Annotated in this window: 17 protein-coding genes and 1 riboswitch; of the genes, 3 read left to right on the top strand and 14 right to left on the bottom strand. The window is 59.1% G+C overall.

All coding sequences use genetic code 11. The features are described 5' to 3' along the window. Positions 1-81: 81 nt before the first annotated feature. From NQZ67_RS13790 to NQZ67_RS13735, 12 genes are all read right to left on the bottom strand, one after another. Positions 82-501, bottom strand: coding sequence for a DUF1259 domain-containing protein (locus NQZ67_RS13790; RefSeq protein WP_257446592.1), 420 nt, complete (start codon positions 499-501; stop codon positions 82-84). Between the two features lie 14 nt (positions 502-515). Beyond that, positions 516-959, bottom strand: coding sequence for a DUF1259 domain-containing protein (locus NQZ67_RS13785; RefSeq protein ID WP_257446589.1), 444 nt, complete (start codon positions 957-959; stop codon positions 516-518). Between the two features lie 165 nt (positions 960-1124). Beyond that, entirely contained in the window at positions 1125-1817 is a 693-nt protein-coding gene (locus tag NQZ67_RS13780; protein ID WP_257446587.1) for a peptidoglycan recognition protein family protein, read from the bottom strand. Between the two features lie 70 nt (positions 1818-1887). Continuing rightward, complete coding sequence (locus NQZ67_RS13775; protein WP_257446586.1) at positions 1888-2658, bottom strand: glucosaminidase domain-containing protein; 771 nt, start codon at positions 2656-2658, stop codon at positions 1888-1890. A gap of 123 nt (positions 2659-2781) precedes the next feature. After that, entirely contained in the window at positions 2782-3594 is an 813-nt protein-coding gene (locus tag NQZ67_RS13770) for a TatD family hydrolase (protein WP_257446585.1), read from the bottom strand. After that, positions 3587-4360, bottom strand: coding sequence for an ABC transporter ATP-binding protein (locus NQZ67_RS13765; protein WP_257446584.1), 774 nt, complete (start codon positions 4358-4360; stop codon positions 3587-3589). The genes NQZ67_RS13770 and NQZ67_RS13765 overlap by 8 nt, the downstream gene beginning before the upstream one ends. Next, entirely contained in the window at positions 4353-5144 is a 792-nt protein-coding gene (locus NQZ67_RS13760; protein ID WP_257446583.1) for an ABC transporter permease, read from the bottom strand. The genes NQZ67_RS13765 and NQZ67_RS13760 overlap by 8 nt, the downstream gene beginning before the upstream one ends. Beyond that, positions 5134-5436 (bottom strand): thiamine-binding protein, encoded by a 303-nt coding sequence (locus tag NQZ67_RS13755; protein WP_257446582.1) that lies wholly within the window; start codon positions 5434-5436, stop codon positions 5134-5136. The genes NQZ67_RS13760 and NQZ67_RS13755 overlap by 11 nt, the downstream gene beginning before the upstream one ends. Positions 5437-5457: 21 nt before the next feature. Next, a complete protein-coding gene (locus NQZ67_RS13750) occupies positions 5458-6495 on the bottom strand; it encodes an ABC transporter substrate-binding protein (protein ID WP_257446581.1) in 1038 nt (345 codons plus the stop codon). Between the two features lie 203 nt (positions 6496-6698). Further along, positions 6699-6808: riboswitch (TPP riboswitch) on the bottom strand. 53 nt (positions 6809-6861) lie between these two features. Next, positions 6862-7977: a GerAB/ArcD/ProY family transporter gene (locus NQZ67_RS13745; RefSeq protein WP_257446580.1), complete on the bottom strand. Its 1116-nt coding sequence runs from the start codon at positions 7975-7977 to the stop codon at positions 6862-6864. Between the two features lie 31 nt (positions 7978-8008). Beyond that, positions 8009-9220 (bottom strand): Ger(x)C family spore germination protein, encoded by a 1212-nt coding sequence (locus NQZ67_RS13740; RefSeq protein WP_257446578.1) that lies wholly within the window; start codon positions 9218-9220, stop codon positions 8009-8011. Between the two features lie 17 nt (positions 9221-9237). Then, positions 9238-10782: a spore germination protein gene (locus tag NQZ67_RS13735; protein WP_257446575.1), complete on the bottom strand. Its 1545-nt coding sequence runs from the start codon at positions 10780-10782 to the stop codon at positions 9238-9240. Positions 10783-10915: 133 nt separating this feature from the next. Here NQZ67_RS13735 and NQZ67_RS13730 point away from each other — a divergent pair, with 133 nt between their 5' ends. From NQZ67_RS13730 to NQZ67_RS13720, 3 genes are all read left to right on the top strand, one after another. Then, complete coding sequence (locus NQZ67_RS13730; RefSeq protein WP_257446570.1) at positions 10916-11983, top strand: tetratricopeptide repeat-containing glycosyltransferase family 2 protein; 1068 nt, start codon at positions 10916-10918, stop codon at positions 11981-11983. A 236-nt stretch (positions 11984-12219) separates the two neighbouring features. Then, a complete protein-coding gene (locus NQZ67_RS13725; RefSeq protein WP_257446563.1) occupies positions 12220-13491 on the top strand; it encodes a DNA polymerase IV in 1272 nt (423 codons plus the stop codon). Next, on the top strand, positions 13488-13820 hold the full coding sequence (locus NQZ67_RS13720; protein ID WP_257446558.1) for a YolD-like family protein: 333 nt from the start codon (positions 13488-13490) through the stop codon (positions 13818-13820). Before NQZ67_RS13725 ends, NQZ67_RS13720 begins: the two co-directional genes overlap by 4 nt. Before the next feature lie 99 nt (positions 13821-13919). On the opposite strand, the gene NQZ67_RS13715 is transcribed toward NQZ67_RS13720, so the two are convergent. Further along, a complete protein-coding gene (locus tag NQZ67_RS13715; RefSeq protein WP_257446556.1) occupies positions 13920-14666 on the bottom strand; it encodes an anti-sigma factor in 747 nt (248 codons plus the stop codon). Then, positions 14663-15235 carry an RNA polymerase sigma factor gene (locus tag NQZ67_RS13710; protein WP_257446552.1) on the bottom strand — a complete coding sequence of 191 codons (573 nt, stop codon included), beginning with the start codon at positions 15233-15235 and terminating at the stop codon, positions 14663-14665. The genes NQZ67_RS13715 and NQZ67_RS13710 overlap by 4 nt, the downstream gene beginning before the upstream one ends. Between the last annotated feature and the right edge of the window lie 67 nt (positions 15236-15302).

Here is a 15302-nt window from a genome sequence, read left to right as displayed (position 1 = left end):
CGAGGCAGAAGACAATCCCGCTCATAAATGAATAAATTCTATTTAGCAAGAAAAAAGCAGCCGTCGCGGCTGCCCTTCCGTTTATCCTCGAACGACTCTTGTCGTCAGGACGCTGAGCGCGTCTTTTGTTTTCCTCGCGAACGCGACAGGCTCATCGATCGACTCCCAGTGCATAAACATCAGGCGGGGATTGTCGAACAGCCAGTGGTTATGAATGGCCGTCACTTTGATGCCATGTCTGCGAAGACGGCTTGTAAACCGGTTGATCTCCGAGGATAGAATAACCGTCTCCCCGCTGCAGAGCGCCCGTCCGTCTCTCGTCATCGACTCGAAGGCAAACATTTGAGGAACGAGCAGGAATGATCTTCCACGCCTTCCTAGGACAACAGGCTTAATGTTGGTTCTGGATTTCATCACCATGCACACGCCATTGGCGGAGGTATGCATACCCCCGAGAATGCGACCGAATTGCCGACAGGTTCTTTCGAATGAAGCCGCCATGAATAGATCCCTCCTTATGCTCGATTAGTTCCTCCGCGTACGATGCGCGATGTTAACACCCGATTGGCAAAACGAACCTTCCTCGCGAAATCAAGAGGTTTGTCTATTGCCTCATAGTGGATATACATCAGCCGCGGAGAGTCGAACAGCCAATGGTTATGCGTTGCCGTAACCTTGATTCCTTGCTTCCGAAGGCGCGAAATATACGGGTTCAGCTCGGACTGCAGGATGACCGTCTCTCCCAAGCATAACGCTCTTCCCCGCCTATCCATATTCTCGAAAGAATACGCTTGCGGGACGAACATGAAGGACTCCGCTCTTCGGCCTAATACTCTCGGCCTGATGTTCGTCCGCGACGCCGTCGCGGTGCATACGCCGTTAATGACAGACGGCGTCGCGTTCAAAATTCTCGCAAATCTTCTACATAACTCGGAAGGCTGATTGTTATGCATCGCCATGATCATCACCTCAAGGATAATATATGAGCCGCTCGTAGATTTGCCTTGGATGAAAGACTTAAGAGATTCGTACATTTTAACCGCCCCGCAAAAAAAGTCCGCAAGCCTCCAAAGGCTCGCGGACTATCTTCGCGTGTTAAAAACCAACTTGCGAGGTACTTCCCGTTAACCCGGCTGCGGATCCTGCCCGCTTACGCGGCGCAGCTCGTTAGCCAGTCGGTTAAATTCCTTGCGCGCCTCCTCCGATTCGACCGTCATGTAGGCGGCGCTAAGGAATCGGATGATTTTGTTCGCGTCTTGCGGCGTCAGCATAGGCTCTTCCTCCTCTCCGCCGCCATCGCCGTCTCCTCCTCCGGCATTGGCGTTCAATTTCGTGCGGACCGCGGTTACGAACGACTCCCAGCCGCCCCATTCGCCGTCGGTGTTCATAAGACGAGGACAGTTTTTGCCGCTCCAATCGTAGTGCCTGCGCAGCCTTTCCGTGCCCCAGCCCCGTTCCCTCAGCATGGACGCGACGAGCGTCGAGGCATTGTCGAGCGTGGCGGGATAATTGCCGCTTTCCGTAATTTCGATGCCGATCGATGTCCGATTGCCGCTGCCCGCTCCGCTTCCGTCTCCCGCATGCCAAGCCACTTCGTTCAGCGGAATGCATTCGATCGCTTCCCTCTGATCGATGACGATGTGGAAGGATGCGGTGGCGTTATTGGATGTGTTCGTTAACCAATTGCGTTCGTTGCGCGCGGTGCTCGATGGGTTGGCCGTATTGTGAATGGTGATGGTCGTCGCGTTCATCGCCAGTCCGGGACGGCGATTGTTTTTCGTTGACCGTGGAATATGGTCCACTACATACGTGTACATCCCAATTGCTCCCCTCTCTTCTCACGCCTTATGGTTACATCCTATTCCGCAAAGGGCAAATAGGGCACAGCTACTCTAGGATAACGGCTTTCGCCTGATCGTCCCAGCTTACGCCAAGCGACAGAATGCCCGCCAAATCCCTAATTTTCACGTATCCCGTAGACTGCGACAAAATGGTGTCCAGCTCTTGGCCGTTCGCCGTCACCTTGCTTCCCGTCCAGCCGATTATGGCTCCCAGCCCTTCCCCGATCCGCCTCGCCGGAATCCATGTCACGCCATCCTTCAAATAACCGCCTGCCAGCACTTGCCCCTGATAGATGATCGGCACGATAGAATCCGACTGGAAAGCCGGCGGCTTCGGCTGCGGCTTGCCGAGCTCGTCATAACGGGTCAAATTATGCTGCCTGATGAGGGTCATCAGCTTGGACGCGTAGGCGGGATCCGTCGCGTAGCCGCTCGCTTGGAACATTTGCGCCTGCCGCTCCGGCGTGCCGGCCGATCGGACGCGGTCATACCGGGGCGCGCTGAGGAACAAGTCTTGATCTTTATAGTAATGATAGATGCTTCTGTATGCCCGAAACGCCGCTTGAGTCTCGATGGACCGGTTGTCGACGTACTCCCATGTGCCTTTGACGACCGCTTCGCCTTGCCAATACGCGTTTCTCGAGCCAGTCCCGACCTTGATGCCGCCGAGATTGTTCCACGCGTGAATCACGCCGCCCGTCTCCAGAATGCTTTGGGCGATGCGCACGGACGGGAAGATCGGAGAGCCTTCTTGTCTAACCAATAGGACCGCCGGCGCTATCGCCGCAATGAATTGCTCTCTTGACAGCTTCGCCATAAGTCTCGCTCCTCTCTTGGATTTGGTTGTACATACTTCTCCATACTTCCGTTATATGCGACGGCCCCTCATAAGGAAACGGCCTTTCGTCCACGCGGACGAAAGGCCGTTAAGCGTCATGATCTATGATTCCTCCATACCATAAAATTTCACGGTGTTCCGAAGCAGACTGTCTTCCGTCTCCGCAAGCGGCAGCCCCTTAATTTCCGCGATTCGCCTCGCGACGTCCCTTACCATCTGGGGCTTCGTCGTTTGCCCTTCATAAGGACCGCCGAACGGCCAAGGACCGTCCGTCTCGGCCATCATCAAGTCGAGCTGATAACGCTGGACGAGCGCGGCAATCTCGTCCTCGTAGGCGATGTCCGGCGTTACGGAGATATAGTAGCCAGCAGCGATCATGCGCCGAACCGTCTCGTCGCTGCCTTTGAACCAATGGAAATGGGCGCGCCGGACCCCGTACCGCCGCAGCAGGTCGCATGCCTTGTCCGCATCCTCGTAGACGGCATGCAGTACGATGGGGCGGTCCAGCTCCGCCGCCAGCTTCACGAATGCCTCCAGCAGCGCCAGATGGCGCGTTTCGTCGAAAGCTTCCCCCTTCGCTTCCCGTTCCGTCCGCGTGTAATAAGGCAGCCCGACCTCCCCAATCGCAAAAGCTTCCCCTGCCGCATGGCGCCGGCGAATCCAAGTGATCAGCTCCTCGCGCCCCTCATCCGAAGGGGGCTCTTGCTCGGGATGGAAGCCGTATGCCGGATGCACCTTGCCCGGATAACGGGCCGCGAGCGCCGCGGTCCGCCTGCTGGACGCCAAATCCATCGAGACGGCGACGACCGCCCGGACGCCCTCCCGGAAGGCCCCTTCGAGCAGCAGCTCTTGCTCTGCTTCCTCATACAGCTCCGCGTGAATATGCGCGTCGATATACTTCGGAGCATCAGCCATGGTCCGCCTCCTCCCCGCCATCCTTCTCCAATTGGCGGTAGATTCGTCCTCTCAGCTCCATGAACCGGGCATCCTCCCACAGCTCTTCCCGGCGCGGCCGTTCGAACGGAACGACAATCTCCTCCACCAGCACCGCGGGAGAAGAAGAGAGCACAAGAATGCGATCGGACAAATACAGCGCTTCTTCGATGCTGTGCGTGACTAGCAGCACCGACCTTCTGTTCTGCTCCCATAGCGACAGCAGCCACTTCTGCATGCGTCCCCGCGTGAGCGCGTCGAGCGCTCCGAACGGTTCGTCGAGGAGCATAAGCCGCTGCGGGGACAGCAGCGCCCTCAGGAAGGAGACGCGCTGCTGCATCCCTCCGGAGAGCACATGCGGATAAGCGTCCGCGTAGGCATCAAGCCCGATGCGGCGCAGCCATTCGAGCGCGTCTTCCCTTGCCTTCTTCTTCGCCACGCCCGCGATCGTGAGAGACAATTCGATGTTGCCCGCCACCGTCCGCCAAGGCAGCAGCGAGGCCTGCTGCGGCATATACGCGACATGGCCGGTCTCCCCCGTCGTCTCCCTGCCGCCTACATGCACCTCGCCGGAGGTCGGCTTCTCCAACCCCCCGATGACGCTGAAGAGCGTCGTCTTCCCGCTGCCCGACGGCCCGACAAGCGAGACGAACTCGCCTTCCGCCACCCGCAGCGACACATCCTTCAGCACTTCCTTGACGCCGCGCTTCCCCTCGAACGTCTTGCTTACGCGCCGAACCTCAAGCATCTCTCTTCACCTCTTCCTTGGCCGGACGCCAGCGGATGACAAGCTTCTCCGCCAGCGCAACGAGCCCGAACAACGCCAAGCTGACGATGATGATCAGGATGGCCGCGGCGAACGAACGCTCCGGCATAAAGCCTTTCGTCGACAGCACCATATAACCGCCAAGGCCCAGCTTCGGCGCCAGCATCTCCGCGATCGAGGCGCTCAGCACGCTGTAGGAGGCGGCGATCTTCAGTCCCGAGAACATGCTTTGCGCCGCACCCGGCAGCTCCAGCTTCCAGAACAACGTCCACTTCCCGCTTCCGATCATTCGCATATAGCGGCGCAAGCCTTCGTCCGTGCCCGCGAGCCCGCCCAGCATGGCGACGCAGACCGGGAAGAAGCAGACTAGCACGACGAGCAGCAGCTTCGGCAGCAAGCCGTAGCCGAACAGCATCGTCATGAGAGGAGCCAGGATCACGATCGGCACGCTTTGCGATAGGATAAGCAGCGGATAGACGCCTCTGCGTACGCCCGGCAGCAAATGCAGCAAAGCGGCAAGCACGAAGCCCGCCGCCGATCCTCCCGCAAATCCGATTACCGCAAGCCGGATCGTCGCCCCGGCATGCTCCATGAGCCTCGGCCAGACATTCGGCTTCATCGCCTCCTGAACGACGCCGGCCGGCGACGGCACGATCCACTCCTCCACGAGGGAGAAGGCTACCGCCGCCTGCCAGATGCCGAGCAAGGCGGCGAGCACGACGACCGGAGGCCATATGCGCGACCACCGGTTGGCGTTATTGTCCATCGGGGTATTTCTCGAGCAGGCGGCCCATCGAAGCGCCGCTCTCCGGATTATAATAAATTTTAATCTGCGAGATGACGGAAGCGCAGCCCATCTCCGTCATCGCTTCGTTCATCCGCTGCACGACCGCGAGCAGGTCGCCGAGCTCCCCTTCCATCGTCGTCTCGAGCGGCGCTACGCGGTAAGGCACGCCCGAATCCTTGATGATGTCGATCGCCCGATCCACATAGGGGAGGACGCTCTCTCCGCCCGGCGTGCTGGGCAATATTTGAATGCTGACAAGCGCGTTAGCCATATCCGATCCCTTCTTCCTCTGTTATTCCGGCAGAAACTCGTTCGTGAACGCCTTCTCGGCGTCCAACTCCTTCTCCAGAAGCTTGCGTTCGAACATCCAGCCCGCGTAATTGTCCCATACGCTCAGCTTCTGCTCGCCCCAACGCGGCGCGTCGTCCTGGTAACGCGGGCTCAGCCACTTCTGGCTCGCTTTGACCAGCTCCGGATTCAGATCCGGCTCCGCCGCGATCAGCACGTCCGCCGCTTCCTCCGGGTTGTCGATCGCGAACTGGTAGCCTGCCGCCGCGCCGGCCGTGAAGGCTTTGACCAGCTCCGGATCGTCGCCGATCAGCTTCTCGCTCGTCACGAGCACCGGCGTGTAGTAATCCAATTTCTCGCTGTAATCGGTCAGGTAAACCATGTTCAGCTCCTCGCCGCGCAGCTCAGCCTCCACGCCCGTCCAAGCGTAGTAGATCCACGCGAAGTCGATATCCCGCTTCACGGCCGCGAAGAAGTCGCTGTCGCCTATGCTCATGATATCGACCTTGCCGACATCCCCGCCGTCCTCGCGCATTAGCGCGTCGATAACCGCTTCCTCGACCGGGGCGCCCCAGCCGCCGTAACGCATGCCTTCGAACTTCTTGGGCGAATCGATGCCCTTCTCCTTCAGAGACGCGAAGCCCGACGTGTTATGCTGGATGACCGCCGCGATCGACACCAGCGGCACGTCCGCGACGCGCGCCATCGTCACCGATTCCTGATAGCTGACGCCGAATTCCGCGTTGCCCGCGGCTACCATCGTGTCGGCGCCTTCTTGCCCTGGCTGTATGATCTCGACGTCGAGCCCCTGCTCCTCGAAGAAGCCTTTGTCGCGGGCGACGTACAAGCCCGTATGATTCGTATTCGGCGTCCAGTCGAGCACGACCTTCACCTTCTGAAGCTGCTTGTCCGCCGCCTCTCCGTCCTCGCTGCCCTGCGTCCCGCCGCTGCCGCCGTTGTTTCCGCCGCAGCCGGCGATCGCCGCCGTCAGCGCAAGCGCCGTCAGCGTTAGTCCCCAGCGTCTTTTTCCATTGCCAAACATGCTGTTTCCCCTCTCCCTGTCTCTTCTTCTGCTCTTGCTCGCGCATTGACGAATCCGATTTCCGCTTCTGTCGGATGGAAATAAGAAAGACGCCTTCCGGATTCGGAAGACGTCGAGTTGTCGGCTGTTTCGGGCTTCACGGCCTGCAACGCCGCTTAATGGGAAGACCTCGGGGGTCCCCGCTTAAGCGCGTGCGATCGCGCGCGAAGCTTAGCTTCATTTCCTACGCCGGCATTATCCGGATCAGGTTATACGGGTCGGAATGCTTGGCATTCCCTCTCAGCCGGCTAACCCAGCTCCCCAAGGCCTATTCGGTTCTCGTCAATAACGTCTTCATTATAGCAGACTCCGCCTAGAATGCCAGCCTTAATTTTCCGCTTGCTGCCTTCCGTTCCCGCCCGCCGCCTCCGCGCGGTACTTCTTCCGAATGCCGACCGCAAGCATCGCGAGCGGCAGCACGACGATGAACAACGGGACGACCTTCAGCGTAATATCGAGCCCAATCCAGATATGATAGGTATTGTTCGGCTCCAAGAAGCTCATTGCATAGATGAGGACGCCGATCGGAAATACGAGATTCCGATGCGAGATCCCCGTCACGGCCGACGCCGTGAAGAGCGAGGCGATGTACAGCGTCGTGATTTTGACGAACAGCCCGATATACAGAAGCAGCGTGACGATGATATCGAGCCGCTCCAGGAAATTCGCAAGACGCACGAGCTGAACGACCTGCAGCAGCGGCAGAGACGTCAGCTCGGAGAGCTCCGGCCCGAGCACGCACATCACCAGCGCATTCATGGCAACGAGAAACAAGGATACGATAGCCAATGATTTGTAAGAGACGCGCCCGACCGCGTCCTTCTCCTTCACCAGGCTTAAGAAGACGAGCAAGACGATCGTCTGGCCGAACGGGAATGAGATCAAATCCGGGAATACCGCCCTCACTATCGGCATCGGCCCGTTCTCCATGACCGGCAGCAGCCTGCTTGCCTTGACGAGACCGCTGAAGAAGACAAGCATAATGAGAGCCGCATAGCTGATAACGACGATCGGGAACAACAGCTGAACGACGCGGACGAATACCTCTATTCCTTTGCTTGCCGTATAAGCGCTCACGAGCAAGATGAGCAGCATAATGATCCATTTCGGCGTAAAACCGAGCAGCGCCATCGTCGTGAGCTCTCCGAAATCCCTTACGTTCCTCATCGATTCGTAGGCTAGCCAGATCGAGGTGAGGACCGTAAAGGCCCCGCCGATATAACGGCCGAAATGGAATTTGTATAAATCCGCTATCCCCACATGCGGAGCCCGCTTTTGCAGCTTCACGTACACGGCCAACAGCAGCATCCCGGCAACGGCCGCGACTGACATCGCCAGCCAGGCATCCTGCTTCGCCTTGATTCCGAGCTCGAAGAGCGGCGTGCTGCCGACCAGGAACAAGATAATCAGAAGCGCTAACTGACTTTTGCCGATTTGCTGCATGACCCGTTCCTCCCTCCGCCGCGCGGCTGACTTAGCCTCCGCCCGCTTTCTTCTGTGCGTCTTTGAAATTGCGTCCGCTCATCCCCGTCGAATTCAGCTTCATCCTCGCTTCCACCTCGAGCTCCGTCTTCGGGAACAGCTCTTTCCAATCGGCGCTCGCCTGTTTCCACAGCTTCGGATAACGTTTGTGTATGAGCGTGCCGAAGCCGGTCACGTCGACCCCCTGCTTTCGCACCGCTTCCCATCCTTCGGCTATGACGGCCTTGATCTCCTCTTCGATCCGCCTCTCCAGCTTCTCCACCTCCGCCGGTTTGCTCAAATCGCCGGGGCAGTTGTATTCCATCAGCAGCCCCGTCGCTTCGACCTTCGCCTTTATAAGCCACTTTCCGTCGACGTGCTCGGGCGTCAGCTTCGTGGAAGCGGTCAATATTTTCGCGGAGGAGCTCGCCCTGCTCTTGCTTCCGCCTGCGCAAGAGAAGGACAACGTCGTTTTGTTGATATGATTGGTCAGCCACATCAACCCTCTGCTCTGCTCATCGTCGATCCAGCCGACCAGCTTGTCCCCCTGTATCAGCCCGAGCTCGCTTAACCGGACCTTCGTCGGCGTCGTTGTCTTGCCTAACATCCCGACGCTGTCCGTCCCTTCTCCTTCACCCGCAATGACCAGCCCCGGAATGCTGGTTGCCTGCGCGCTGCCGAGCAGCTCCATCAACACATCGTTGGCCGTCATTTGTCGGAAGGCGGAGCTGCCGTGCTCCTCGTTAGCGATCATCCGCTGAATGGCCGCTCCCGGGATTTGTTCGAGCGGGACGAGCTGCTCCAGCATCCTGCGGGCGCTGCCTTTGGACAGGAACATGCTGACGGTCTCTCTCGAATCGTGATTGCGGAGGTAAGACTCCAGCAACGGCCCCATTCCTTTTCTGGCCGCGCTTTCGCCGATGATGACAACCTGGTTGTGGGAAAAATATAACCGGCGGCTCGTCTCCTCGCTCGCCTTGCTGATGGCGATGCGGAAATTGTCGCCTGTCGTCGAGAAGACGTTGACGGCCGCCGAGCCGCTCTCTCCGCTCTGGCTCGATATCGCTTTCGGAATGACGACCTGATAGGACAGCACCCATTTGCCGTTTTGCCAATCCACGCCCGTCGCGGAGATGATGGCGACGTCGTTCAGCTCCACCCGATTCCAGCAGCCGGTCTGAAGCAGCAGGAGCAGGCAGCAAAGCAGCCCTCGCATCGTTCTCATGCCTCTCATCCCCCTATTCATTGACGGGAATGCCGCTGCGCGGGCGGCCGTCTCCCGCTTCCCTGCCGCTTCGGATTGCGCAGATTCGTATCCATCGGCCGCAGCACGATGGACCACCAAGGCTTGCGGATGAACACGCCCCGCCAAATTCCCGCCTTTTTGGGCTTAGGCGCGAACGGCGACATGTAGGGGACGCCGAACGAGCGCAGCGACGCCAAGTGAACCATGATGAACAGAACCGACAGGAAGATGCCCAAGAAGCCGAACAGCCCTGCCATGATCATGATGCCGAACCTTATAGTGCGCGACGTCCCCGCCATGTTGAATTCCGGCATGACGAAGTTCGAGATGGCCGTGAAGGAAACGACGATAACCATGCCCGCGGACACGATGCCGGCTTGCACCGCCGATTGTCCGAGCACGAGAGCCCCGACGATCGAGATGGCGGGGCCGATCGCGCGCGGCATTCGAAGCCCCGCCTCGCGGAGCACCTCGAAGGTCGTCTCCATGAGCAGCGCCTCTACCAATCCCGGGAACGGCACGCCTTCCCGTTGCGCCGCAAGGCTGATGAGCAGCGTCGTGGGCAGCATTTCCTGATGGAAGGTCGTGATCGCGATGTAGAATGCCGGGAACACCATCGAGATGACATACGCGACATACCGAATCATGCGGATGAACGTCGCGATATCGAAGCGCTGGTAATAATCCTCCGGGGAGTCGAAGAAGCTGAAGAACGTCGTCGGCGCAATAAGCGCGATCGGCGACCCGTCGACCAGAATGGCCACCCGACCTTCCAGCAGCGAAGCCGCTACCGTGTCCGGCCGCTCCGTGTTCATCATCGTCGGGAACATCGTAAACGACTCGTCCTGAATGAATTCCTCGATATATCCGCTCTCGAGCACGCCGTCGATATCGATGTCGGCCAGCCGGCGGTAGACCTCCTTCACGATAGACGGATCCACGACTCCGTTCAAATAAAGCACCGCGACATTGGAATGGGTCTGCTCTCCGATTTTGTGCGTCTGCACGTGAAGATCCGACGAACGGATAATCCGCCTGACGAGGCTGACGTTCGTCTGTACGTCCTCCACGAAGCCCCGTTGAGGGCCGCGGATGACCGTTTGCGTCTGGGGAATGCCCACCGATCGCTGATTGCCGCCGCTCACGTCGGCCAGCAAGGCCATGGCGCTCCCGTCCGCCATCAAGAGACATCGGCCGTCCGTCATATATTGCAGCGCTTCCTCGAGCGTCGTAACGTCCTTGACCGAGCTCACCGGAACGACGCATGCGCGCATCGACTCCAGCAGCAAGTCGCCCTTCTCCTCCGCATACGGGGGAAGCTCCATCGCCATCATGGGCGCGATGATGCTCTCGTTGATCGTATCGGTCTCTACCAGGCCGCAGATGTAGAGCAGGGCGATGACCCGCTCGGGGGCCGCGTCGCTGCGGAATAGCCGGACGACCAGATCGCTGCTGCTGCCGAACCTGGCGTTCACGGCGTGCACGTTCGCCTGAACCGACGCGCTTAGCGGCGTTCCGGCTGCTTGTTTGATTTCGCTCATAACGCACCCTCTATTTCCATGTTGCCTCTATTTTGGCTCTTTCTGGCTTTCAATATGTATAGCGAATCCTTCACCAACCGCGTCTGGCTCCAATACTATGTACGGACGAAGAGAAACGGGAGGGAACAGCCGCTTGAACAGCATCAGCCTGTGCATGATCGTGCGCAACGAAGAAGACAGTCTCGGGCGCTGTCTCGCGTCCGTGCGGGAGGCCGTCGACGAAATCGTCATCGTCGATACCGGCTCGACGGACCGAACCAAAGAAATCGCGGCGTCCTTCGGCGCCGTCATCTACGACTTCGAATGGATCGACGATTTCGCCGCCGCGCGCAACTACGCCTTCGAACAAGCGACGAAGACGTTCATTCTGTGGCTCGACGCGGACGATGTCCTCGAGGCAGAGGATCTGCGGCGCCTGCTCGCGCTTAAGGCGCAGGAGCTTCCTTATGACAGCATAACGATGAATTACCACCTGAGCTTCGATACGGCGGGCAATCCCGTCTATAGCCTGCGGAGGAACCGGCTCGTCCGCCGCGCCAGCGGCTTCCGCTGGCACGGTCCCGTCCATGAGTATCTAGCGGTGTCGGGACGCATCCACCACAGCGACGTCGCCGTTACCCACCGCAAAGAACGGGCGCATACCGACCGCAACCTGCGCATTTATTTGAAACGCCTGGACGCCGGCGAGACGTTCTCTCCCCGCGACCAATATTATTTCGCCAACGAGCTTCGCGACCACGCCCGCTTCGAGGAAGCCGCCGAGTGGTACGAGAAGTTCCTGGAGTCGGGGCGCGGCTGGGTCGAGGACGAGATCGGCGCCTGCATGAAGCAAGCGGATTGCTTCGGCCGCCTGCGGCAGCCCGGCCGGCAGATCGCCTCGTTGCTTCGGACCCTCTCCTACGATGTCCCGCGGGCCGAATTTTGCTGTCAGCTTGGAGCGGTATTCCTGGAGCAGAAGCGCTACGCGCAAGCCGCTTACTGGTTCACGCAGGCGACGCTGCTGGAGAAGCCGGCGAATCTGATGAGCGCGACGGACAATGCCGCCTGGACCTGGCTGCCCCATCTGCAGCTGACCGTCTGCTACGATCGGATGGGCAACCGAAGCAAAGCCATCGAACACCATAAGAAAGCCAAGAGCTACAATCCGAGCCATCCCAGCATTTTGTACAACGAGAAATTTTTTAACCGCGCGAAAAGTTAATTCCTCACGTCACCGGCTGCCGCCGTCCTTTGGCGGCGCTCCGTTTTCGTGAATCGGCGGAATGTTTCGCGATCGCTCTCGAACGAAAGGCGGCGTCTCCCTTAAAGGAGGCGCCGCCTTTTCGCTGTCAATAATACCCACCTAAAAATATATGGCACGCGATCGTATGTTCTGTATATAATAAGCATATCATATAGGGAACACACATTCGCATTAACCGGGAGGGAGCATTCCGCATGAAGCACGCACGCGAACGCGTCGTCATGCTGGCCGACTGCCAATCGTTCTACGCCTCCGTCGAGAAGGCGGAGCATCCGGAGTACAAGGACCGGCCGCTCGCCGTGGCAGGCGACCCGAAGCGCCGCTCCGGCATCATTCTGGCCGCCTGCCCCATCGCCAAGGAGCACGGCGTCACGACGGCGGAGCGGCTGGGCGACGCGCTGGCCAAGTGCCCGGAGCTTATCATCGTGCAGCCCCGCATGGCGCTGTATATCGACGTCTCGCTCATCATTACCCGCATTTATCAATGCTATACCGATCTGGTCGAGCCTTATTCCATCGACGAACAATTCCTGGACGTGACCGGCTCGCTCCGCCTGTACGGCTCCCCCGAGGAGCTCGCCGCGCTCATTCAGGCGCGCATTCTGGCAGAGACGGGCGTCTACACCCGCTTCGGCATCGGCCCGAACAAAATTCTCGCGAAGACGGCCTGCGACAACTACGCGAAGAAGAACGACACCGGTCTCTTCGTCCTGACGCCGGATAAGCTGGCGGATACGCTGTGGACCTTGCCGGTGTCGAAGATGTTCATGGCGGGCAGCCGCATGACGCGGCATTTTGGCGCCATGGGCATCGAGACGATCGGCCAGCTCGCCGCCACGCCGCTCGACAAGCTGAAGACGCTTATGCGCCGCAAGTTCGGGCGCAACTCCGACATTAACGCCGAGCTGTATTGGCGGATCGCGAACGGCATCGACGACAGCCCCGTCACGCCCGGCACGCACGAGGCGGCGCCGCAGACGATCGGCCACATGATGACGCTGCCGCGCGACTACGCGACCTTGGAAGAGATTAAGACGGTGCTGCTCGAGCTGACCGAGCTCGTCTGCCAGCGCTGCCGCAGCAAAGGCTACATGGGCCATGTGGTCTCGGTCGCCTGCATGGGCGCCGACTTCGACCGCCCCACCGGCTTCAGCCGCCAGATGAAGATGGATGATCCGACCAACGTCACGAATCAGGCGTACCGCGCCGCCGTGCAGCTGCTGCAGCGGCACTGGGACGGCCTGCCCGTGCGCAAGGTCGGCGTCAGCCTGTCGGGCTTCGCCGCCGACGACGAATACCAGCTGTCGCTGTTCGATCAGAACCGGGAGAAATGGATGGCGCTCGAGCGGGCGACGGATGCCATCAAGCAGAAATACGGAGACGCGAGCATCCTTCGCGCGGTTTCGGCCACGGAGGCCGGCCAAGCGCTCGATCGCTCGAAGAAGATAGGAGGACACTACAAATGAGGAAGAAGCTAGAAGGCAACGGACTTTGGGAATCGAGCCGCATGATGCTTCCGGAGCACAAGGCGGCCATCATTCGCCATACGGAATCGCTGAAGCGCCGCGAGCGCGTTCAGCTCGACGAGCAGGAGTGGGAGCACGTCTCCCGCGCCGTCTCCGAGTCGCTGCAGCGCCGCCAGCCGATCACGGTGCGCCTCTTCCATCCGATGGAGCTGCTCACCGTCATCGGCATCGTCGACCGCGTCGACGAGCTGAAGGGCCGGTTCATGGTCGACGGCGAATGGTTCCCCATCGCCGACATCGAAGGTGCCGCCCTGGAGGAGTCGTTGTAGGAGGGCCCTCGCCCTCCGCCGCGTCCATATTTTCACATATTCATCACAAAAAGCGCCGGGCTGTAAACTTCCCAGCCTTCGGCGCTTTTTTGATTTTCATCATACGGATCCGAACTTTTTGTCGCCGCGCGGCTGGTCGCCGCGGTCATCCGGTTCGAGCGTGATGCCGACCGAATCGAAGGTCAGATTGCCTGTAGCGATCGGCATGGCCAATACGCCGATGCCCTGTTCGTTTACGCGGAAGGTTCCCGCGCTTCTTCGCGTGTCGCCCTCGAGCAGCCATACTTGGTACGCTTGCGATTCGACCGTTGCCTCCGCTCCGAATACATAGACGATAAACTGCTTGCTTTGGCCGTTATTGACGATGCAAGCAACCCCATAAGCACGGTCTGACTCTTGGTTTGCCGGCTTCAGCGAAATCAGCCTTTCAATTTGAGCGGCCGGAATGTCCAGCGCTTGCTCCACGGGCAGAGGAGACGCCGTCCGTTCGCGGTACAGCCCGTAATTCCAGACCGAGCCCGCCGCGAAAATGAGGACTGCCGCAGCGATCGCAGCGCCGGTAATCCAGCGTTTCGCTGCAGGCCTTCCGCTTGCCGGCAGCCGCTTTCGGTCTGCAGCCAATGCGGCGTCCATGACTTGTTTCTTCAAATCCTTCGGCGGCTCGATCCGTTCCATGCCGGCGGGGATCGCCTCCCATACCAAACGAAGCTCATCGATTTCGGCCCGGCAGTCGGCACAGTCGGGAAGATGACGCTCGAATGTCCGTTTATCTTCGTCTGAACATACGCCGGATATATATTCCAAGCACATATCGCAAACGTGTGTTTTCCCGTTGTCACGCATCATGTTCCCTCCCCTTCCGCCAGAAGATGTCTTCGCAATATTTTTAATGCCTGGTGCAGACGGTTCTTGACCGTACCGAGCGGCTGATTGTAGATCGTTGCCAATTCGCTTAAGCTGAAGCCCTGCCAATAAAAATGCTCCAGGAGCATGATTTGCTGCTTGGACAAATGCCGGTATGCGCTGCGGATTTGCTCCTTCTGCGAACCTCTCATGACGCTGTCTTCCGGGGATAGCGCGAATTCGTCCGGTATTTGCTCCAGCTGCTCCGGCTCGAGAGGGACAAGCCCCGCGCTCTCCCGCCGTTCCTTACGCTGCAGATCAATCGTCAAATTGCGGGTAATGGTGAGCAGCCAGCTGGAAAATCGGCCTTTATCTGGATTAAAATCCGATTCGGTCGTCCACAGCCGCATAAACACCGATTGGACGATATCCCGCGCGGCTTGCTCATCCTTAAGCACCTTCATGGCAAAGGAGTAGATGAGCGTGGCGTATCGGTCGTACAAAACGGCGAGCGCTTTATGCTGTTTTCTCTTGATGAGCAGCATGAGTTCATAATCGGATTGATCCGGCATTCCAAGTGGCCTCCAGAACGGACTGAATTCTATCCCATGTTATCAAAAAGAGAGGGCGACCGTAAAC

It is taken from the genome of Paenibacillus soyae (assembly GCF_024623455.1).
Taxonomy (GTDB): domain Bacteria; phylum Bacillota; class Bacilli; order Paenibacillales; family Paenibacillaceae; genus Pristimantibacillus; species Pristimantibacillus soyae.
Note: the sequence above shows the minus strand (reverse complement) of the source record. Positions and strands in the feature narration are given on the sequence as shown.